The sequence below is a fragment of the Lysinibacillus sp. FSL K6-0232 genome (genome assembly GCF_038008325.1).
Lineage (GTDB): Bacteria > Bacillota > Bacilli > Bacillales_A > Planococcaceae > Lysinibacillus.
In genome coordinates, this window is record NZ_JBBOYW010000001.1 from 1389448 (window position 1) to 1411260 (window position 21813).

Below are 21813 nucleotides of genomic sequence, written 5' to 3' on the forward strand. Positions count from 1 at the left end.
AGAAGGGGTGTAGTGTATGATTAAAAAGAATTTAGAAAAAATTCCAGGTGGTATGATGGTTGTACCATTATTGGTGGCTGCTTGTATTAATACATTTTTTCCTGATTTATTAAGGATAGGAGGGTTTACACAGGCTCTATTTGTAGACTCTGTTCCAGTATTAGCAGCTCTTTATTTATTAACGGCTGGTGCTCAATTAAATATGAAAAGCTTTGGGGTAAGTATTGCCAAAGGCTCTGTTTTATTAGGGGTGAAATGGCTTGTTGCAGCAGTTTTCACATTATTAGCATATATGTTTATGGGGTCGGATGGTCTTTGGTTAGGCTTAGCTCCGTTAGCAATAATGGCTGCCATGTCTAATAGTAATGGGATTGTGTATATGGCTGTAGCCTCTCAATATGGCAATAAAGAGGATAAAGCGGCTTACTCGGTGCTAGTTTTAAATGATGGTCCTTTATTAACAATGATTGCATTAGCTATTTTTGGCGCAATGGGATTTGTTGAAGGAATGTTCTCAGCGACAGCCTTTATTACAGTATTACTACCATTAGCAGTTGGCGTAATCATTGGTAATACAGATATGGAACTGCGTGATATGTTAGTAAAAGGTAGTGATATTATTATTCCTTTCCTATCATTTGCATTAGGAATGGGCATTAATTTAGCTGATGTAATAAAAGGTGGAGCTAGTGGTATTTTATTAGGAGTTTTCACAATTGTATTTACAGGAGGAGCAGCATTTTTAATATTTAAAGCCTTAGGATGGAACCCAATTGTTGGGGCTGCCGAAGGTACTACTGCGGGTAATGCTGTAATGGTTCCAGGAGTAATTGCATCTGCGAATGCGTCATTTGCAGCCATCGCTCCAATTGCAACAGTACAGGTTGCAGCCTCCGCTGTGACGACAGCTATCCTAATCCCTATCGTTTTAACAATATTAGTAAAATATACAAACATTGAAACGACTGATGGAAAAAAGAAAAAGCAAACTTCTTTAGAAAGTATACCTGATACAGCTCGTAAAGAAGACCTCGGCTTATAACAATAATACCTTAAGCTGAAATTATATGGCCGTATAATTTCAGCTTATTTTTATGCCCTCTTATTCGTACATAGCTCCTTCAAAACCATGCTCTACCTTTTACCATTTATTATAACTCAAAATTTTACACAATAAAAGCAATCCACAAATATGTTTCATTTTTGTCAATTATCTACTATGGTTAATTTCTTCAAAATGTGTACCTCCTATTGCCTATAGAGTATATATCGGCAAAAATAACGTTCTTTAGTCTGATGTCTGACGAGAAGAAGAAATTAATTTGAAATGATGATAAATCGTTTTGCTGTCGGCTATTGGTGTAGCATTATGTAAATCTTTTGACTAAGTATATGAGCTTTGAATGCTGATGATAGCTGCTGAATACAGCAATATATAGGCGAGAAGAGGTAATAATAAATACCCATATCAGTCCCTTTGTTAAACAGCAAAATAACTGGAACTAATAGCAAGAAGCAAATGCAATTTGATAAAAAGTCAGAATATCTTTGTTCTAACTTTGCTAAATTTGCTTACACTTACTATAGGACGAACTTTTGGCTGAAGCGAGGGAGGAAGTAACATAGCGAAAAAAATGGGCATTGTTGCGCTACTATTATTCGGTGTTTACGTGCTTTGTATGTATTGGTATATATTCCATAGTGATGGTGGGAAAATACCAAGTGTCTTACAAGGGACGGCTGCAGACCCTGTAATGTTTATGTCAGGGAAGGAGCTTTTTTTAAGTGGTGAATATTCAAAAATACGAAACTTTTTGTTCTTTATTGCAACGCCTTTAGAATGGCTGATTTACTTTTTCATATTGCTTATAGGTGTGTCACGCTATTTTGAGAAACTAACGACATCTCAAACAAAGTGGAAGCTTGTACAAAATGCAGGCTATTTATTTTTGTTATCACTATTGCTCTATATCGTGTTATTGCCGTTAAATTATTATCGCTATTATCTTAGTAAAAGCTATGGCATCAGTACCCAAAACTTTGCATCTTGGATGAAGGACGGTGTGCTTGATTTTTGGGTAAGCTTTGGGATGAGCCTCATTATTGTGACTGTTATTTATTGGCTTATGAAAAAGAGTGAGAAAAGATGGTGGCTTTATACGTGGCTCTTAACGATACCCTTTACAATCTTTGTAATGTTTATTCAGCCTGTTGTGATTGATCCTTTATATAATGATTTTTATCCATTGAAAAATAAAGAGCTGGAAACAAAGATTTTATCGCTTGCAACGCAGGCAAATATTCCAGCGGAGCATGTCTATGAAGTGAATATGGCTGAAAAGACGAATGCTTTAAATGCGTATGTGACAGGCATTGGCAGTAACTCAAGAATTGTACTATGGGATACAACTTTAAATAGACTAACAGACAATGAAATTTTATTTATCATGGCGCATGAAATGGGGCATTATGTAGAAAAGCATATTTATTTTGGTATAGCAGGCTATTTATTATTAACATTAATAGGCTTATGGCTAACCAATAAGGTGATGCGCCGATTGATAGCACGCTATGGGCAGGTATTAAAAATCCATAAAATCAGTAATATTAGCTCATATCCATTGTTTTTACTGATTACCTCTATTTTATTATTTGCCGCAAATCCTGTATCGAACTATATTTCGCGCTATCAGGAAACAAGGGCTGACCAATATGCCATTGCCCTTACAAATGATCGAGAAGCGGCTGTTACAGCATTTCAAAAGCTAACGATTTCAGGCTTAAGCGAGGTGAATCCTCCATTGCTTGTCAAATGGTTCCGCTACACACATCCGCCAATGCTAGAGCGTATTTATAAGGTTGCCGATAATAGGGAGCAGCAACATAGCCCGTTAAAGGAAGAGCGGAAGAAGTAAAGGTTTCTAGCAGGGCTAAATTGGATAATCTATAAGTAAGAGTCGTTGTGAGATAGGGGATACCATATGCGTAATATAATAATCATTACACTTTCTTCCATAGTTGTAGCCTTTGCCTATAATTTTTTATTCATTCCCCATGAAATTTTAAGTGGAGGGTTAAGCGGAATTGCTATTATGCTTGGGCTTATTACACCTCTTAATACAGGTGTGTTAAATTTACTGCTCAATCTGCCTTTATTGATTTTAGGCGTGATCAAGCTTGGCAAGCGCTTTATTAGCTACACAATTCTTTCCGTGGCTGTGTTATCAGTGAGCCTATATGTTATTCCGATATACAAAGCGACACAGGAGCCAATTCTCGCATCTTTGTTTGGCGGTGTTATTGTAGGCTTTGCGATGGGCATGATTTTTCGTGCAGCAGGCTCCTCTGGAGGCTTTGATATTATTGCGATGCTACTAAGCCGTAAACGTGATTTTCCGCTCGGTACGTTACTTGCGGCAATGAATGGTATTGTTGTGGCAGCTTCTGGCTTTATTTTTAGCTGGGATGCTGCATTATTAACACTTGTTTCTATTTATGCAACAGGTAAAGTAGTCGATACCATTCATACAAGCCATATTAAGTTAACGCTCATGATTATTACAAGTAAGGGTGACGCAGTAAAGCAACAGCTGCTGCACAAGCTACATCGTGGCATAACTATTATGGATGCGAAGGGTGCATACTCTGGCGAAGATCGGCAAGTTTTAATTACGGTAATTACACGCTACCAGCTTGCTGATGTTAAAAGCACGATTAAAGAAACCGACCCTCAATCGTTTGTTAATATATTGCAAACAACAGAGGTGATTGGGATGTTTGATCGTAGCACAGGTAAATAACGCTAGTTTTAACACATGTTGTCGATTATACTACTAATAATCGAACGTGTGTTTTTTATTTAGGGAGGAGTTTAAAAGATGAAAAAAGCCATGATTCATGCGTATTGTTTACAGCTTCGTGGAACGACTTATGATTATCAAGAGGAATGGCAGGCAGATCGCTACCATATTGGTGGGAAAATGTATGCGATGATTGGAGGCAATGCAACGGGTAAGCCTGTGCTTACGTTAAAATGTGACCCTGCACGAGCAGAGGAATTACGTGAATCGTATGATAGCATTATACCGGGTTACTATATGAATAAAACCCACTGGAACTCAATTTATATGGATGCCGAAGATGTTCCGATGGAATTGATCGAAAACCTAATCAAACATTCCTATGAGCTTGTTTTCAGCAAATTAACAAAAAAAGTTCAGCAGGAGATTCAATAACGATATAAATCGCGCATTTACCAGTTATGGTGCTAGTAAATGCGCGAGGTGAATATTAATTATAGCCACGTTCGCCATAAGGCTGCAGCGTATCCAGCCATTTTTGCTCTAGCTTTTCCAGCTCTCTTTTAGCATCAAAATAGCCTTCTTCCTTTTTCTTTAAATATTCCACAACCTTCACTTCAAAGGCATCTTGACCAAAGGCATTATAATCAGCCTGAAGCTCCTTATTTGTATGAGTATTCGTTTTTAACATAAATTGAAAACCATTTAAACGTTTTAAATTATTAAAGCTACCAACAAATACTTTTCCTGTTTGTGTGTTGGTCATGGTAAAAACGCCTGCTTCAATTTTTATCTCTTTATACATTTCTTTTAATTCTTTCTTATGATCCATTTAACAAACCTGCTTTCTTATTTTTTAACCCAGTAGGCACTACCATCTGCTGTTCGATCCATAAAGCCGTATTCGATGAGATAGCGGCGGATATGAACATAGTCCTCATAGATTGGTTGAAGGACTGCATTGAGTTCCTTTTCTGTATAGTGTTTCCCTTCCTCCAAAAGCTTTGTAATGGCACGTAGCACTACAATTTTTTGCTTTTCACGCTTGGGCAGGCGAACAAGCCCTTTATCAACACCTTGCGGAAAAAACTTCATTAATAATTGCTGTTCTTCGGAAAGGGTGATGTTATAGCGATCATCAATCATTGTAGCTGTTTTATGAATCGGCACAAAATCGTCTTGCTTGTGATGTTGTTCCTTTAATAACTCCATCATTACCAACAATGTTTTCGCTTGACGTTCCTTTTCTTTTAACGCAAAACGATGATGACGAATCGTTGCAGCACTGCCAATTGTCAGCTCCTCTTGTATCTCCTGATCTGATTTTCCCTCATAAAATAATCGTAAAATATGGCTTTGATGCTCTGTTAAGCCTGTTAGCTTTTTACTTAGACCATTTAAATAATGAAAAACAGATTGATGTGCTGCTGTAATATGCTGCTGCATCATTTTCTCGGCCTCATACAATAAACCTTCATATGGGTAAATAATGCCCTTTTCCACCTTTTCACCACATAATAAGCAGGTAAAATAGGAGCCTTCATCTATATATCCTTTTTTAATGTCCTCGGTTGAAGCCTGCCAAAATTGTTCATTTACATCCACTAGGAAACCTCCTAAAAAACAAACGTATTTATAATTTGTTTATAAATTTATATTTAAAATATCAAATTGTTTAATATAAAGCAATCAAAATGTATCGCACTTCAAATCGCCTACAGGTATTGTTAGATATTGCAAAACGTCTCATTTTTATTGTCTCGTATTTGGTTTTATGCTATATTATTAAAATATTGGAGGTGCTATTTTGAAGGGGCAGAAGATTGCAAATGATTCTAGAACAGCCTTATGGGAAAGAATCAAAGAAGGAAGTAAGCATGTTGAGATGCAGATGAACCCTTTAGAAAGAAAAAGAACGGGGAGCTATTTCACTTCATTAGATTTAACGGATGTAATGATGGAAGAGCTTGTTACTAAAATAGATCAAAGCGGTAAAAATATATGGGAATTAAGGTTTTTAGAACCATGTGCTGGCACAGGTCATTTTGTCTTTTCATATTTAAAGGAAGTTAGTAAATTAAATCTGACTAAAGAAAAGATGGAAGCCTTAATCAATAATATTTATGTTGCAGATATTAATCGAAAGGCTTTAGCGCAATATCAAAAAATGCTTACTGAACTGACAAAATTATATTTTAATATAGAGTTGGATCAACATTATTTTGATACACATATAGGCTCTGGCTTGTTGGTTGATTTAGAGGCAGATACACTTAAATATATTAAAATTACGGATGTTTTTTCAGAGGAAATTATTGCTAACGGCTTTGATATTGTTGTAACAAATCCTCCATATAAAAATTTAAAGGCAGAAAAAAATCACTATAGTCATAGTGACGATTTTAATGCTGATAAATTAAAGTACGCTGAAATTGCTAAGCTAGTGGATAAAACCTTTACTTACTCAACAGAAGGGGTTTTGAATTTATATAAGATTTTTGTTGAGGAAATTATCGCTAATTATACAAATAAAGATGGCTTTATTCATTTACTAATTCCAGCATCTATTCTTTCAGATAAGACATGTGCTAGATTGCGCACATATATGCTGATGGAGCATACTATTTTGTCTGTCAAGCTGATAGGTGAAGGCAGTGGCTATATCGAGGCACAGCAGGCAGTATGTGCAATTGTGATGAAAAACGGGGCTAGTACGGAAACAATCAATGTAACGAAGGATTATTTGAAAAATCCTTATCAAACAACAGATGTGCATATCAACGATATACTTAATAAAAACACTGGCAATGCGATTTTTCCAATTAATCAACAAGAATATTTAATATTGAAGCAGCTTAGAAAATTTCCTATTGTGAAGGACTTGCCATTTATCGTGAATTCAAGAGGGGAGCTAGATTTAACAACCCATAAACAATCAATCGTGAATGGGAACACGGGCTACCCCTTAATTAGAGGAAAGCATATTAAGTATTATGAAATTAATGACGTGGATAACAGCGAATATGTAGATGCTACGTTTGTTCATAATAGTAAAAAGCATAAGTATATAAAAAAAGAACGTATTATTTGCCAGCAAGTTGTCAATATGAAAAAAGAGAGAAGAGTAACCTTTGCCTATATAAAGCCTAACTATGTGCTAGGAAATTCATGTAATTTTATTGCAGTAGATGAAAATAAATATGGCATTGATTTATATGCAATTTTAGGTCTTTTTAATACAACTATTATTAATTGGTTTTTTAAGCTGACAAGTAGTAATAATCATGTGAATAATTATGAAATCGATTGCTTCCCTATTCCTATTCATTCACCTTTGCTGCATAAAATCAGTATGCTTGTACAGCAATATTTAAAAACAAAGGATGAATCATTGATTGAATTAATTGAGGAATATGCATATGAAGCATATGAAATTAAGAAAGTGGAAGAGGATAGTGAGATGCTAGAAGTAAATAAGCTAACGCAAGATTATTACCATGCTATTCAACATATAATTCCAACGATAAGCTTAGAATTAGCTGATAGTATTTTAACTGGAGCTGCTTCACTTGATACAGTGATATTAAAAAGTGGTGTCGATTTAGATGAGCGATCCAAAAAAATAGCGAAAGGCATCACAGCTAAATATAGCAAGATAGCAAATGGCGAAATTTTGAATCATACAACCTTTAAATTAAGTGATTTAGATTTAGAAATGATACGCTCTGTACCACCAGGTGGGAATTGGAAGAATATACCGATGGAAACCGTGGAAAAATCAAAGCGTTTAAAGAGAATTACAGAAACTGGTGGACGAACGACTCTCTATGGTCGTATTGACTATACAAAGCCAAGTTATACGATAACTACATATTTTAATCGACCAGGGAATGGTACATATGTTCATCCCGTGCATGATCGAGTGCTTTCTGTAAGAGAAGCGGCAAGATTTCAATCTTTTAAAGATGATTATTTATTTTTTGGCAATAAGACGCAAATGCTAAAACAGGTTGGAAATGCTGTGCCAACAATACTAGCTTATCAGATTGCTCGTAATATTGTAGAGAAATGTAATTGTCAAAACTCATTAGATTTATTTTGCGGAGCTGGTGGAATGACTGCTGGATTTAAGGAAGCAGGCATCCATTCGGTGCTAAGCAATGATATTGAGGAAAGTGCCTGTATCACGCTGAAAATCAATAATCCAGAGGTAGACGTGCACTGTGGTGATATTACAGTACAGGCTACTAAAGATTATTTAGTGGCAAAAGCGCTTGAGCATTCTGTTGATATTATTTGCGGAGGGCCTCCCTGCCAAGGATTTTCAATGGCTGGCTTTAGATTTATTGATGACCCAAGAAATCAATTATTTAAAGAGTTTGCAGAGGTCGTGTCAAAGGTAAAGCCTAAGGTTATCGTATTTGAAAATGTGGAAGGCTTACTAAGCTTTCAAAATGGCGCTGTTTATACTAGTATTTTAGACATGTTTTCAGAGCTGGGTTATTACACAGAGGGAAGAGTATTGCTTGCAAGCGATTACGGTGTTCCTCAAAAAAGAAAAAGGGTTATTATTATTTGCACAAGAAAGGATATTGGTGTGATGCCAGATGCATTATTCCCTGCTCCCATTACAGCAAATCAGCCAATTACAGCCTATGACGCAATAGGGGATTTAGAGCATGTTGAATGTGCAGAGGATGCCAAATACACAAGCGAACCCGAATCAGCCTATATAAAAGCACTAAAAGGAAAGCTTAGTTACGATCACCTTCTCCATTCCTTGAAGGACGCTGATATTTTAGAGAGTAATGAATTTGGACAGTTGAGCTTACAGCTATAAAGACAGGAAGAGCTAGTTATGCCAATGGATAGCTAGCTCTTTTGTTTTCCTAAAATGTCCTAATGATTTTGCGTTGAATCACCTGAAATAACTCAAAAATTTTATCCTTAATAATAGGTAATGGTCCATCATTGGTAATGTCTTGACATAATAAGCTCAAGGATACTAAATCAGCATTATCCAAGGATGGTTTAGTATTTCTATTTTCTTTTGTAGCATAGTCATGTATAGCTTCAAAGGCGATTCTTTTATAGCGCTCATATTCGTTGGCACTACGTTGTGTAAAGTGGCGTGGCGTTTGCTTTATGATTTCACCGTTTTCATTAAATTCATATGAATAGTTAAAATATGTGTATTTAGGTGCTAAGAAAATTTGCTCCAGCACAGAAGCACCTTTTGCACCACACTGCGTTAATATTTTAGCTAGTATATACATAAAATTTGCCATATTTTGTTTTAAAGCATTGCGGTAAGTAGTTTCAATGATTTCAGGATGCTTTTGGTAGTTTTCTTTAATATATTCCCAAAGTAAGCTTGAATGCTGTGAGATAGGGTAAATATTTGTTTTGTTTTCGATGTCGATTATTTTTTCAATATCGACGAATTGTAAACGATCTCGTTTAGTTGAATTATCACTACCATACATTGGCTGCAAATAGCGTGGATCATGCACAAAGCCTAAAGAAATAGGGCCTATATGGTCAGCGGTAGTGCCTGCAAAAAACTTACTGCCCATAAAGGAGTTTGCCGCATGAATATTGCCATCGCTTAAATATTCATATGCTCGTCTATCCTTTGTATAAGATTTAAGATTTTCCTTTGAACGCCCTTTGTCCTGAATGGCTCTACAGCAGCGATTATAGGTGTGGAAGCCATCAAAGCGGTCTGGGAAGTTTGACATAGCACCAGGGCTTAATATTTTTTTACCTTGATAACGGCAGAGCGATTCTAGTGCATTGATTACTTCATCTTGACTAGCAGTTTGTGAACTAAGCGGAAGCTTACCTTTTTCTATTAGAAACTTGGCAACTTGATGATTTGAGAAGCCCTTTTGCAATAAATCATCCCAAATATCATAGATACAATCTATTTCGCTATATGTAACATTAAATTTCTTTTGAAGAGCTTTAATAAAATTTGCGCTTGGATAGAGATAATACAGGGACATTTCATTTCCACATGTTTGACAAACTTTCTGCTTAGTTGGATGGATTTCTAGCATCACTTTCGCATAGACGCCAGCCTCAATTGGGATACCTAAAGCTTGTGCCTTTTGTTCACACCAAGCTTTGCGCTGCTTGCCAATGCTTGTCGTTGCAGCCGCTATCCACGACCAGCTACCATCATCCCTTTGCTTTATCGGGAGTCCACTATAGGTTGGGTGCTGTACAATAAAATCCATATATTCAACAAAATTCGGATGCCACTCTCTTTTTTCTCTTGCCATTACAAATTCCCCCTTTTCATCTTTTACGAATAAAGAAGAATAAAGTTTCGAAATCTTTAAACACTATTCAACGATTAAAGATGATACGTTTTAAACACTGCCAAAATTATGTTATTGTAGTTGCAGCAATTGTCGCAAGGCGTGTTAATAAAAGGAAAGGATAGACATGATTGAAGACAGCAACAGACAATATACATCATAAAAAATTATGGTTTGTACTTATTTTAGGATCGTTGACGGCATTTGGTCCATTATCGATGGATATGTATTTACCAGCATTGCCGCTTGTTGCAAAAGATTTAGAAACGACAGCCTCTCTTGTACAAATGAGTATTACTTCCTGTTTATTAGGGCTTGCCTTTGGTCAATTATTATTTGGCCCATTAAGTGATATTCATGGACGACGTCGCCCGCTTCTATTTACATTGCTTGTGTACGCAGCAGCTTCCTTATTATGTGCATTTAGTACATCGATTTGGGCATTTATTGGTTTGCGTTTTATTCAAGGATTTGCAGGTGCAGCAGGTATTGTGATTGCAAGGGCATCCGCTAAAGATATGTATTCGGGTAAAGAGCTGACAAAATTTGTGGCACTGCTTTCATTAGTCAATGGAGCAGCACCAATAGTAGCGCCTATTTTGGGCGGTGCTGTCCTGCGCTTTGTACCATGGCCAGCAGTGTTTGTTATTTTAAGCTTAATCGGCGTTGGAATGTTTCTAGCAGTTGCCTTCACGCTTACGGAAACACTGCCAGAAGATAAACGGGCAGAAGGCGGTGTGCTTGCAACGGTAAAAACATTCCATCTCCTTATAAAAGACCGTGTTTTCATGGGAATTGCACTATCACAGGCATTTGTTTCGATGGGGATGTTTGCCTATATCGCAGGCTCTCCATTTGTATTGCAAAATATTTATGGGGCAACACCACAGCAATTTTCCTTTATTTTTGCCGCAAATGGTGTTGGCATTATTATTGCAGCACAAGTTACAGGGAAGCTTGCCAGCCATATGGCAGAGAAAAAATTATTGCTTTACGGCATTATGATGTCATTTAGTGGTGCATTACTGCTACTGCTAGCGATTACATTGCAAGGACCACTTTGGCTCGTGCTTATCGCTTTATTTTTCGTTGTGTCAAGTGTTGGTATTGTTGGGACAACGGCATTTTCACTAGCAATGGAAAGGCAAGGAAGAGCAGCGGGCAGCGCCTCTGCCTTTTTAGGTATTTTACCATTTGGGGGTGGTGCACTTGTGTCACCATTAGTTGGTATTGGTGGAGAGTATACAGCCATTCCTATGAGCATTACTATTTTTGCCTGTAGTGCAGCGGCATGTCTGTTCTATCTTACGCTAGTAAGAGATTAGGATATAATTAGCAGTGACCTACAAAGCGACTAGGGAGCCTCTAGTCGCTTTGCGCTTAAAGTATATTTATAATATTTCGATATACGTTATACTTTACTATGGTAAAATATATAGCTATACATAGGAAAAAATGGAGGCATGGTCTGCCATGACAACAAATCTGATAGAGCAGTGGAATCAGCAAAGAAAGCTATTTAATAGTGCCGATGCCAAAAGTATTAATGAGATGCATAAGCTAAAGGAGCAAGTGAAACAAGCAGAGCCGACAGAAGTGAAGTTGCGTATATTAGTGGAGATTTATTGTATGCTACGTATGTATAACGAGGCGTCTAAAATTTTTACAACGATAATGGATGTAAACAATAAAAAAGACCTGAAAAAATATAGCTCCATTAAATATTGGGTGGATAATCCGCAAAATGTTAGCCCCTTATTGCCACGAGTAATTCAGGAAACAAAGGAGCTAACAACGCCATTACCAATGTTTAAATATATGCCAAATCCACTACAGGCTGGTATTTTTGAAACAGGAGAAATTGTTGTCTGTGATTGCTGTGAGCAAGAAGTGGATATTTATTGTACAAAGGGTATTTATGCGATTGAAGAGGTGGAGTACCTTTGTCCAAGCTGTATTCATAGCGGGCTTGCCGCACAAAAATTTGATGGCGAATTTCAGCAGGATTTATTAAACTCAGAGCTTGTCAGCAATGAGGACTATACAAATGAAGTGCTCTATCGAACACCTGGCTATGTCAGCTGGCAAGGCAATAATTGGCTAGCCCATTGTACGGATTATTGTGCCTTTCTTGGCTATGTTGGCTGGCAGGAGCTAGTGGATATGGGCATTACTGAGGAGCTTGAACATTTTAATGGCTATACAAATGAGGAGCTAGCGACTTCTTTACGCAATAATGGCTCACATCAAGGCTATTTATTTCAATGCTTGGAATGTCAGCAATATATTGTATACTCCGATTGGGATTAAGACGAACGAGCGTGGACAACAATGTTTTAAGGAGTTGCTGTAATGTTTATTTTTGATAGGCATATGTTTATAACATTATGCATTGGCTTATTAGGCGCAATCATTTTTCAATTTTTACATATACCGATGCCATGGATGCTAGGGGCGATTACAGCGGTATTGATTGTGCAATTATCAACAAGCGTGCAATTAAAATGGCATCGTTTTTTTCGTAACTTTGGCTTAGTTGTTGCAGGCTATTCGATTGGCTTTGCTTTTACACCAGAGGCTGTGCGAGATATTCAGCTATTTTTAGGCAGTATTATTGTTTTAAATGTGCTGTTTATCCTGCTATTTTTTGCAGTAAGTTATGTTGTAGCGAAGCGGACGGATTTGGACTTTGCGACAGCCTTAACGTGCTGTGTACCCGGTGGTATGTCACAGATTGTTGCCTTTGCTGAGGAGCAAAAAGATATGGATATAGCGGTTATTACCTTCTTCCAAATTCTTCGTGTGCTATTAATTGTAAGCTTTGTTCCTTTACTAGTTGCAGGGTCTGGTGGACAGAGCACAATGATTGCTGGAACCTATACATGGCATGTAGCTGGCATGCTAGCTCTTTGTGGCTTAGCTGGCTGGTTGGCTCAAAAGATAAAAATTCCAACAAGCTATTTGCTAGGTCCTATCCTTTTCTTAATGGGTATCAATATGGTAGGGGTGGACGTGCCTCAATTACCTGGCTCATTATTGCATATTGCACAGCTTATGATTGGTATTTATATTGGCTTATTATTGAAAAAGGAAGATTTACATTTATCGAAAAGGCATATCTTTTATGCATTTGTATCAGCAGGTCTTTTTATCGGGGCAGCATATGGCTTAACATTTGCCATGACAAGCCTATATAGCCTTGATTTCCGTACAGGCTTTTTAAGCATTGTGCCTGGAGGGCTTGACCAAATGGGGATTATCGCCGCTTCTGTGCATGCTAATGTAACAATTGTGACGGCTTTTCAGCTTTTTCGTGTACTAGTCGTGTCAGTTTTTCTTGTGCCATTTGTAAAGCTCTTTGTGAAAAAAGCGAAAACATAGCCTCTTTTCAAATAATTCGAATAATGTTATAATAGAAATAATTATTGTGAACGGAGGTGAAAAGGAATGAATAAAAACGCTACGAAAACATGTGTAAAAGTGGATACAGCTATGTATTTTGCACGTGTGATTACTTTTGATTTTGCGAACAACGGGAGAGGTCTGTCCATTTTTAAGCAAAATCAAATAATAAACGTAGCGAATTAACCATTCTTTTTCACAAATGATAAGGGAAGAAGACTGCTTGTTAATGAGCAGTCTTTTTTGTGTTTGAAGGATGTTTTCGCACGTTTCATTGGAGGAAAAAACGATGCAAATAAAAGCTGAACAACTACAAAAAATTATTGGTGGTAATGTATTATTTGAAAATTTACAGTTAGAAGTAAATAGTGGGGAGCATGTAGCAATTGTTGGCGTCAATGGCAGTGGCAAAACAACGCTTCTACAATTGCTGGCTGGCATTGATACTCCTGATAAGGGACGTATTATTAAAAGTAAGGAAGCAACGATTGGCTATTTACATCAAATTCCACATTACCTAGAGCATTCTGTGAGGGAAGTGCTGGAGGAGGCATTTGCGGAGCTTTATATATTAAAGGAAAAAATGACACGGCTTGAGCAGGAAATGCAATCGATGGTAACAGATAAAATATTAGTGCAATACGGACAAATACAGGAGCAATTTATGCTACAGGGAGGCTATGAGGTAGAGGCTCAGCTAGCGATGATTGCCAATGGGCTTGAGCTAACAGCTATGCTTGAGCAACCGTTTAGTAGCTTAAGTGGTGGCGAAAAAACAAAGGTGATGCTTGGGCAAATTTTATTAAAAAAGCCCTCTATTTTGCTGCTAGATGAGCCAACGAATCATCTGGATATGCATGCCATTGAATGGCTTGAGCAGTATGTCCGACATTTTGAAGGCATTGTAATCGTTGTATCCCATGACCGCCATTTTATGAATCAGGTGGCACATAAAATTATTGAACTTGAGGATGGCGAGGCTTTTACGTATAACGGTCATTATGATGCCTTTGTGGCACAAAAAGAGGCAAAAATTGAGCAGCAATTTGCGAGCTATGAAGAGCAGCAAAAGAAAATAAAAAAAATGCAGGAAGCGATTAAGCGTTTAAAACAGTGGGCGAATGAAGCGAATCCCCCAAATGCAGCAATGCATAGACGTGCGAAAAGCATGGAAAAAGCGCTGGCGCGGATACAGCGTGTTAAAAAGCCTGTAACGAAAAAGAAAATGAATCTAGCCTTAACAATGGCAGAACGCAGTGGCAAAGAGGTTATGCAGCTAGAAGGTATTTGTCATGGATTTGAACAGCCATTGTTCCAAGATAGTCAGCTTGCTATTTATTTTGGAGAGCGTGTTGCAATCGTTGGTAGCAACGGTTGTGGCAAATCAACATTATTAAAAATCATGCTAGGAGAGATTACGCCAAACCAAGGTATTTGCTCCATTGGCAGCAATGTGAAGTTTGGCTATTTATCACAGCAATTTGAGCATAAAAATCCAACGATTCGCTTAATCGATGCCTTTCGTGAAAGTGTTGCTGTATCTGAGGCTGAGGCTCGTCATATACTCGCACAGTTTTTATTTTACGGCTATGACGTCTTTAAAAAAGTGAAGGATTTAAGTGGTGGCGAAAAAATGCGTTTACGCTTAGCACAATTAATGCATGAGGATATTAATGTCTTAATATTAGATGAACCGACGAACCATTTAGATATTGAGGCAAGAGAGGTATTAGAGGATACATTGGAATCCTTTGAAGGAACGATTATTGGTGTGTCCCATGACCGCTATTTTTTACAAAAAATATTTACGAAAACAGCATGGATTGAAGAGCAAAGAATTACTGTGTTTGAGGGCGATTATGAATGGGCTAGGCATAAGCGACTGGAGCTGATGCAGCAAGTTACAGAGCCAGAGCCAGTAAAGAAAAGATCGTCTATGAAAAAAGAGCTACCAATTGAGCAGCAAATTGAAAAGCTAGAGGCAAAGCTACAGGAGCCAGCACTTGCACAGGAGCAGCGTCAAAAGCTTCAGCAGCAATTAGAGCATTTATATGAAAGCTGGATAGAGGAGGAAACAGAGCATGTATAACTTAGAGCATATGATGCAGCTTGATATTGACTATATAAAAACGTTCAGTGCAATAGAACTGTGTCAGGAAGGGGCTTTTGCTTATAATCAAGCATTACCAAATTATTATGATGCAAACCATGCACATATTTGGCGTAAAATTGATAAACCAGATACGTTTTTACAAGATATTAAAAATTTCTATCAATCGAAAGCACTTATCCCAAGGTTGTATTTATACAATCTTGAGGATAACCTACCTTGCATCCAGGCACTAGAGTACCATGGCTTTCAGTACGAAAGCTTTCTAGATACGATCCAATGCTGGAATGGCGAGTATGCACCACTTACACCAAATAGTGCAATCCAGATTGAACGTGTAACAGATGCCAATATGGAAGAGGCACTAGCAGTTGAAATGAGCATTACGACATTTGGAGAGCCTTCACTTATTCAACAAGCTTTTATGCAAACATATCACTCTCCACATTTTACGTATTATTTATTAAGGATAGATGGGAAAGCATGCTGCTCAGCAAATATTTTTGTAGCAGGAAATCAAGGGAGAGTTGAAAGTGTAGCAACTATTGAAGGCTATAGAGGGCGGGGGCTGATCGGCTATATATTACAGCATATTCAGCAACAGTCCATAGAATGGGGACTAAAGTATTTATGGATTTTACCGATAAATGAACAAGTAGCAAAAGTTTATCATCGCGCAAATTTTAAATCAGTTGGAAAAATCGCATCTATTCATGCGTTCACAGCAGGGAAAAGCCTTCAAGAAATACGACAGCTATAAAATATTGCGAGATAAAATTTCCCATAAACCTTCACTGTTTTGCTATACTAACTAGTACCAGCCATTTAAGATTTTAAATGATTGCTGACAGTTTTTACTTGAAAAAATGCTGTATTCGATTTATGGTCTTTAAAAGATACTTGTTTAATGGACTTGGAGGATAGGAAATGCACGGAATTTATATACGCTATAATGTTTCAGAAGAAATCTCAACAGCTCAATGGCCTAAACAAATAAATGCATTTGCGTATGTTCAACGAGACAAGCCACAACAAGATAATGAAAACTTGCTGTCGATAGAGGAGCTAAAAAGCCATGCTATTCATTATATTAAAAGCTTAAAAGACAATGCAAGTGTACATTTAGTAGAGCAACGCAATGGCGAAATTGAACATTTCAACCGACGTTATATGGAATCGTTAAAAGTAAAAGAAAATATTGATTCACAGCTTATTAATTTAGAAGAAATCCGTCTACTATTGCAATTAATGAATGTACTGAATTTATCACATGGTTTTGGAGAAAATGCTGGAAAGCTTTTACGTCAGGTGACCCCGTATGCAAAAGAGGCGGAGCATCCAACATTTCAAACAACTCGTGTAGAGCGTCATTTCTACGCGGAATTAATTGAACAAATTGAAGCGGTGTATGCACGCATTATGCGCCAGCACAATCCGTCTACAACGGAAATGCAGCACTCAGAAAAGCTCTGGACAACGGTTTGTGAGCAGGCTATTGAAAAGGTGGAGGCGCGAATTGAACGCTTATCATCTATTAAATTAAAGCATGAGAAAAATTTGCTAGAGTTTAGCCAATTAAAAAAGCAAAATATCGAGGCTAAGGAACGCCTTGATCACGCTGTGACTGAGCTTGACGCTATTTTAAATGTTTTAGAATCATAAAAAAGCATGTCTGCCGATTGCAGTGCCAATCGGTGACATGCTTTTTTGGATGAGTGGCGGATAGCGCGATGAAAGTGGTGGATAGGGTGCTAAAAGTGACGGATAGAACGTCAAAAATAGCGGATAGCATGTGCTGTTATTTTTCCTCCGCTCGCTCACGCTTAGCTTGCTTGGAAACACGTAGCAAATCAAGCCCAAGCAATACGACAATAATATAAAATAGCGGGCTTGTGAATGATAGACCAATTTGGGATTTGCCTCCAAGCAATGTTAAGACAATCCATAGCCCAACTGTATATAGTGTTAACCCGACATAAGTTTTTTTGGATAGCTTTTTATATTGACCTTTATCTGCAACAATCTGAATAATTACTAAAACAATTAGTATGATCAAAATTAGTTTTTTCGTTAGTGTCGCAGCAAGCGCTGTGTCAGGGAAAAAGTCATTGACGAATAGTAACGTAAAAAATACTAGAATACAAACATTTAAAATTGTTGAAAGCTTCATGCCCAATCTCCTTAGTTGCCAAAATTCCTTTCTATTGTAACATGGTTTGATTGAATGAATGTATAGAATAGGGAGGTTATTTTTTATTGAAGGAGTCCTGGTATCTTCTCAGCATTGTGGCAAATTGCTCACGCGTTAAAAAATTTTGAGGATTTGAGCCGTCAGTAATACCTTGACCTTTTAACCATTTCCATGCATCACTATGGATTTTAGAGGCATTTTGTGAAGAAATAATCGTTTGCTTTGTTTTTAACGCTTCCTCTAATTGTTTGATTTTATTTAGTAATTCTGTGTATTGTGACATTGTTAACTCTCCTTTGCTAGCTGTTTGATTTAGTAATGAAATATAGTTCATTGGGTCAATCGCATTCGGTTGCCCAGTAGCCCATAGCCCTCGATGAATTTCAAAATGCAAATGGATGCCAAATGCACGACCAATATTGCCCATAACACCAATTTGCTGCCCTTGCCTAACCCTTTGTCCAATCCGCACACAATAGGAATCTAAATGTGCATAATTCGTTTCATATACTTTGCCATTGATTGTATGTCTAATCATTACAACATTCCCATAGCTGCTTAACGCCTGCGCTCGGCTAATAACACCAGCCGCACTAGCATAAATCGGAACCTTCCCTGTTGAGGCAAGATCAACACCTTGATGCCACTCCTTCCCAAACCCAAGATTCCGCCATCCAAACTTACTTGTTAATCTTGCATTTTTTACTGGACAGATAAAGTTTGCCATAGTGAATCACCTCATTTCGGTTTTTTATAGGTTAACGCTTGTGATGAATCTCTTATATGAGCAGTTGTAGGGTCTAGAATGGCGTTGTAGATACTAACAGCAATTAAAGCTAAGACATATGGATTAGAGGCGGCATTTATAAGTAATGTTTTTACACTTTCCCAAGTCGTTAAATCCGCACCTGTAATACCATAGTAGGCAAATAGGGGAGTCATAATGGATAAACCGACTGTAATCCAAAATTGAGGATTATACATACGAACTTTCCAGTTAATTTTCATTGCATCAGGTCCTTTCTTATAGTCCTAACGATTTTAAAATTAGAGCGCCAATAATAGCGGTTGGGATAAGCACCCACCAATGAAGATATTGCTTAATAATGTCACTGAGTGAAACACTGTCCTTGCTGGCCTCCTGCTCTAAATCATCCTCAATACTATCAACTCGTTTGCCAATCTCTTTGACATCCTCCTGCAATTCAATCTGCGACATATTTAATTTTGTTAAATTAACATTGATATTATTAAAAGTTTTATCCAAGCTATTTAATTGTATTTGTTGGTGCTTATTCATTTCCTGCTGCTGTTCAGATACAACTGTTAAACGATGGAGCAATTCATGATTACCCTCTAATTTAGAAATTCGGCTTTCCTGATGTTTTATTTCCACTTCCGCACTAGCCAATCGCTCACCAAATTTTTCATCATGCATTGTTTCACCAACTTTTATAAATTATTAAAGGATAGGAGAAAAATTCACCCCTATCCTTGTAAAAAATCACTGAGCGGCTTCTGAATATTTTAGTAGTGGAATATCCTCAAAAATTTCACAAAATCTATCATAGAGAGCAGCTTTATGACCAGTAAATTCTAGATCACAATTTAAAATTATCTTTTGTAAAGTTTGCAGCATGTCCATTTTCTCTGTTGTTTCTTCTATAATAAAATCTTCATTCATCATCAGCATAATTTGTGTTTGTGCTTCTTTCTCTGCTGTTTTTGAAGGGAAAACAACAAGCGCTTCCTTTTTATCATTGATAGTTTTCGTTTCTGTTACAATATTGCCCTCCTCATCTTTAGCGGCATAGTCATTAATTAATTGCTGTCTTTCCTGCTGTAGAAGCTCTAATTGATTTGACAATAAGTGAATAAAACGAGTTCTCATTCTTGATTCTTTACCTTTTAAAATTAAATTGAATAAGAATGATTGTAGCTCTCCAATTTCATAATTTTTCATTATCATAATAAGTAATCTCCTTTTTTACATAATAAATGCATAGCCAGATATTTCGCCATTTACTACAATGATTGTATGGATATTATTTACCATCAAAATACGTGGTTCAATTACAGCTACGACATCAGCGTCAGCCCAGGTTGGAATAGTAATTTCTGTGTACAGTTTACGCCTAGTTACAGCAATTTCGGTAGCTACTTGAGCTACAGCTTTAATAGCAATAATAGTGTTAACTTGACTAATAAGCTTGACATCAATATCAGTGTTTATATCATCAACATATTTAATAAAGATTTCCGTTTCTTTATCTTGGTCACTGTATCTTTGGACAGTAATAGTAGCTGCTACAGAGGACTTTGTGACAGTAATTTCACTCGGTATATCTGATTTTATATTTGGCTCAATCTCTACCCAAATATCATTTCTATATTTAACTTCAATTTCTGCCTCAACAGCAGGTTTTGAAATAGCAATAATGGTCTGTAGATTTTTATCTTTCTGTACCTTTGAAATAATCTCAGCAGGAATCGCATCTTTACTAGCCCAAATTTCTACAGGAAGAAATGAAGTCCAAATATCAAGTGCTTCAATTTCAATCAAAATGCTACTTTCATCATGGCTTGGAATAGTAATTTCCATGTCAACCTGAGGTACTGTTATTGTAATTTCTGCTTGAATGTTAGAAGCATCACTAATAATGGGTATAATTTCCACAGGAATATAAGGTTTGTTAGCAGAAATCTCAGTTATCATTATTAACTCATCTTTTGGTCTTGGTGTGATTTCAGCAGCTATATTATTGACATGTTTTATATAGATTTCAGTAGCGAGTGTTGTAAAATCGTAAACAGAATCAACCGTAATTTCCGTTTGTATATCTACATTATTGGCGTTATAAATAAAGATTTCGGTTAGCTGCTGGCTTCTTCCTTGAGAGAATATCCTTGAATCAAAATATTCAACTACTAATTCAGGTGGTAGAATCGTTTCTCGAGTGTAAAAGGTTGTTTGAGCAAATTCAGTTTCATTGGATAAGCGAATAATAAACCCATTATTCATCTTTTCTAGTGCAACCCATAATTTTACAATCTTAAGTACATCAAACTCAATATAGCCTTTTGCTGTATTGACTGTAAAATCACTAGAGATTAAATCAATAGGGTGAGGTCGATTTAGGTTAGTGATATTTGTTTCTTGCCATGCGTTATCTGCATTTAAAATTTCTAACCTTAAGCTAGTAGGTACTAAATCCTTGTAATATAAGCGCAAATAAGAGGCTTGTAATACATAGGAAGGGTTAATGGCAGATAAGTCAAACTGTACAAATGAACGCCAAATATCGTTAGTGCTTCTCCCAACAACCATAGATGAAGTATTACCATAATTAATTGATTGATAGGCTAAGCTTTCTCTTGTAAAAGCATCCTGAGTAGGATTAAATATATCTGTTACAATTGGTGGTTGCTGCACTTCATAGATAGCCCACATTCTATTGTGTGGAGGTACTTCAATCGCCGTTTCTACAAAATTATAGCCAATAGGCTGAATTTCAGTATAAACATCTGAATTTCCTCGATACACAATATCTAGGCAAGTATCTTTATCATTAATCCCTAAAGCACGAGAAATCAGTTCAGCTTGTGTATGGTTTTCACTTGACGGTCTAGCAACAATTTCCGTTTCCTGCTCTAATTTTCCAACAGCAATAAGCGTATACTTTGCTTTAAAGCTATTATTAGGGTTTATTTCAAGCTCCGTTAAAATATCTTGATACACATCAAATAATTTAGTATTGGTTTCAAGGTAATCTTTTTCAGATACAGTAATTTCCAAATAAATCTCATCCAATATTTTATTTTCATCATGAAAAAAAGGCTGTATCTCTATAGATGTGATGGGCTTAGCATCAATAGAAGGTACAACCTTAGCTAGTATGTCAAAATCATTTTTTTGAGAGGAGTTTTCCATATTTACTTCAAAATTTTTGTCCTCCATAAATTCACTTCCTTATCACATTGTAT

Annotated in this window: 21 protein-coding genes; 12 read left to right on the forward strand and 9 right to left on the reverse strand. The window is 36.8% G+C overall.

Features of this window, described 5'->3' with window-relative positions:
* Positions 1–16 precede the first annotated feature (16 nt).
* The 4 genes from MHB42_RS06585 to MHB42_RS06600 all read left to right on the forward strand — a co-directional run bounded on the left by MHB42_RS06585 (position 17) and on the right by MHB42_RS06600 (position 4235).
* Positions 17–1042: a 2-keto-3-deoxygluconate permease gene (locus MHB42_RS06585; RefSeq protein ID WP_340805152.1), complete on the forward strand. Its 1026-nt coding sequence runs from the start codon at positions 17–19 to the stop codon at positions 1040–1042.
* 580 nt (positions 1043–1622) lie between these two features.
* Positions 1623–2915, forward strand: coding sequence for a M48 family metallopeptidase (locus tag MHB42_RS06590; RefSeq protein WP_340808545.1), 1293 nt, complete (start codon positions 1623–1625; stop codon positions 2913–2915).
* A gap of 66 nt (positions 2916–2981) precedes the next feature.
* Positions 2982–3800 carry a YitT family protein gene (locus MHB42_RS06595; RefSeq protein WP_340805153.1) on the forward strand — a complete coding sequence of 273 codons (819 nt, stop codon included), beginning with the start codon at positions 2982–2984 and terminating at the stop codon, positions 3798–3800.
* Between the two features lie 78 nt (positions 3801–3878).
* Positions 3879–4235 (forward strand): MmcQ/YjbR family DNA-binding protein, encoded by a 357-nt coding sequence (locus tag MHB42_RS06600; RefSeq protein ID WP_340805154.1) that lies wholly within the window; start codon positions 3879–3881, stop codon positions 4233–4235.
* 55 nt (positions 4236–4290) lie between these two features.
* Here MHB42_RS06600 and MHB42_RS06605 read toward each other — a convergent pair whose 3' ends face one another.
* Both MHB42_RS06605 and MHB42_RS06610 read right to left on the reverse strand, forming a co-directional pair.
* Positions 4291–4632, reverse strand: coding sequence for a GIY-YIG nuclease family protein (locus MHB42_RS06605; RefSeq protein ID WP_340805155.1), 342 nt, complete (start codon positions 4630–4632; stop codon positions 4291–4293).
* Positions 4633–4649: 17 nt separating this feature from the next.
* Positions 4650–5405: a DUF2087 domain-containing protein gene (locus tag MHB42_RS06610; protein WP_340805156.1), complete on the reverse strand. Its 756-nt coding sequence runs from the start codon at positions 5403–5405 to the stop codon at positions 4650–4652.
* Positions 5406–5607: 202 nt separating this feature from the next.
* Here MHB42_RS06610 and MHB42_RS06615 point away from each other — a divergent pair, with 202 nt between their 5' ends.
* Positions 5608–8640, forward strand: a complete 3033-nt coding sequence (locus tag MHB42_RS06615) for an Alw26I/Eco31I/Esp3I family type II restriction adenine-specific DNA-methyltransferase (RefSeq protein ID WP_340805157.1) — start codon at positions 5608–5610, stop codon at positions 8638–8640.
* Positions 8641–8689: 49 nt separating this feature from the next.
* On the opposite strand, the gene MHB42_RS06620 is transcribed toward MHB42_RS06615, so the two are convergent.
* Positions 8690–10087 carry an Alw26I/Eco31I/Esp3I family type II restriction endonuclease gene (locus tag MHB42_RS06620; RefSeq protein ID WP_340805158.1) on the reverse strand — a complete coding sequence of 466 codons (1398 nt, stop codon included), beginning with the start codon at positions 10085–10087 and terminating at the stop codon, positions 8690–8692.
* 170 nt (positions 10088–10257) lie between these two features.
* Here MHB42_RS06620 and MHB42_RS06625 point away from each other — a divergent pair, with 170 nt between their 5' ends.
* The 7 genes from MHB42_RS06625 to MHB42_RS06655 all read left to right on the forward strand — a co-directional run bounded on the left by MHB42_RS06625 (position 10258) and on the right by MHB42_RS06655 (position 17300).
* Positions 10258–11451, forward strand: a complete 1194-nt coding sequence (locus MHB42_RS06625) for a multidrug effflux MFS transporter (RefSeq protein WP_340805159.1) — start codon at positions 10258–10260, stop codon at positions 11449–11451.
* A gap of 148 nt (positions 11452–11599) precedes the next feature.
* Positions 11600–12436 (forward strand): CbrC family protein, encoded by an 837-nt coding sequence (locus MHB42_RS06630; protein ID WP_340805160.1) that lies wholly within the window; start codon positions 11600–11602, stop codon positions 12434–12436.
* A gap of 42 nt (positions 12437–12478) precedes the next feature.
* Positions 12479–13507, forward strand: a complete 1029-nt coding sequence (locus MHB42_RS06635) for an AbrB family transcriptional regulator (protein ID WP_340805161.1) — start codon at positions 12479–12481, stop codon at positions 13505–13507.
* A 66-nt stretch (positions 13508–13573) separates the two neighbouring features.
* Positions 13574–13714, forward strand: a complete 141-nt coding sequence (locus tag MHB42_RS06640; protein WP_340805162.1) for an RAxF-45 family protein — start codon at positions 13574–13576, stop codon at positions 13712–13714.
* Between the two features lie 103 nt (positions 13715–13817).
* On the forward strand, positions 13818–15617 hold the full coding sequence (gene abc-f / locus MHB42_RS06645; protein WP_340805163.1) for a ribosomal protection-like ABC-F family protein: 1800 nt from the start codon (positions 13818–13820) through the stop codon (positions 15615–15617).
* Complete coding sequence (locus tag MHB42_RS06650; RefSeq protein WP_340805164.1) at positions 15610–16398, forward strand: GNAT family N-acetyltransferase; 789 nt, start codon at positions 15610–15612, stop codon at positions 16396–16398. Before abc-f ends, MHB42_RS06650 begins: the two co-directional genes overlap by 8 nt.
* Positions 16399–16565: 167 nt before the next feature.
* Entirely contained in the window at positions 16566–17300 is a 735-nt protein-coding gene (locus MHB42_RS06655; RefSeq protein WP_340805165.1) for a hypothetical protein, read from the forward strand.
* A 136-nt stretch (positions 17301–17436) separates the two neighbouring features.
* Here MHB42_RS06655 and MHB42_RS06660 read toward each other — a convergent pair whose 3' ends face one another.
* The 6 genes from MHB42_RS06660 to MHB42_RS06685 all read right to left on the reverse strand — a co-directional run bounded on the left by MHB42_RS06660 (position 17437) and on the right by MHB42_RS06685 (position 21787).
* Positions 17437–17808 carry a hypothetical protein gene (locus MHB42_RS06660; protein WP_340805166.1) on the reverse strand — a complete coding sequence of 124 codons (372 nt, stop codon included), beginning with the start codon at positions 17806–17808 and terminating at the stop codon, positions 17437–17439.
* Positions 17809–17884: 76 nt separating this feature from the next.
* A complete protein-coding gene (locus MHB42_RS06665) occupies positions 17885–18556 on the reverse strand; it encodes a M23 family metallopeptidase (RefSeq protein ID WP_340805167.1) in 672 nt (223 codons plus the stop codon).
* A gap of 11 nt (positions 18557–18567) precedes the next feature.
* Positions 18568–18837 (reverse strand): phage holin family protein, encoded by a 270-nt coding sequence (locus tag MHB42_RS06670; RefSeq protein ID WP_340805168.1) that lies wholly within the window; start codon positions 18835–18837, stop codon positions 18568–18570.
* Between the two features lie 16 nt (positions 18838–18853).
* The gene (locus tag MHB42_RS06675) at positions 18854–19267 is read right to left on the reverse strand and encodes a hypothetical protein (protein ID WP_340805169.1); all 414 of its coding nucleotides are present in this window, start codon (positions 19265–19267) and stop codon (positions 18854–18856) included.
* 66 nt (positions 19268–19333) lie between these two features.
* Positions 19334–19798, reverse strand: coding sequence for a hypothetical protein (locus MHB42_RS06680; RefSeq protein WP_340805170.1), 465 nt, complete (start codon positions 19796–19798; stop codon positions 19334–19336).
* Positions 19799–19816: 18 nt separating this feature from the next.
* Entirely contained in the window at positions 19817–21787 is a 1971-nt protein-coding gene (locus tag MHB42_RS06685) for a DNRLRE domain-containing protein (RefSeq protein ID WP_340805171.1), read from the reverse strand.
* Positions 21788–21813 lie beyond the last annotated feature (26 nt).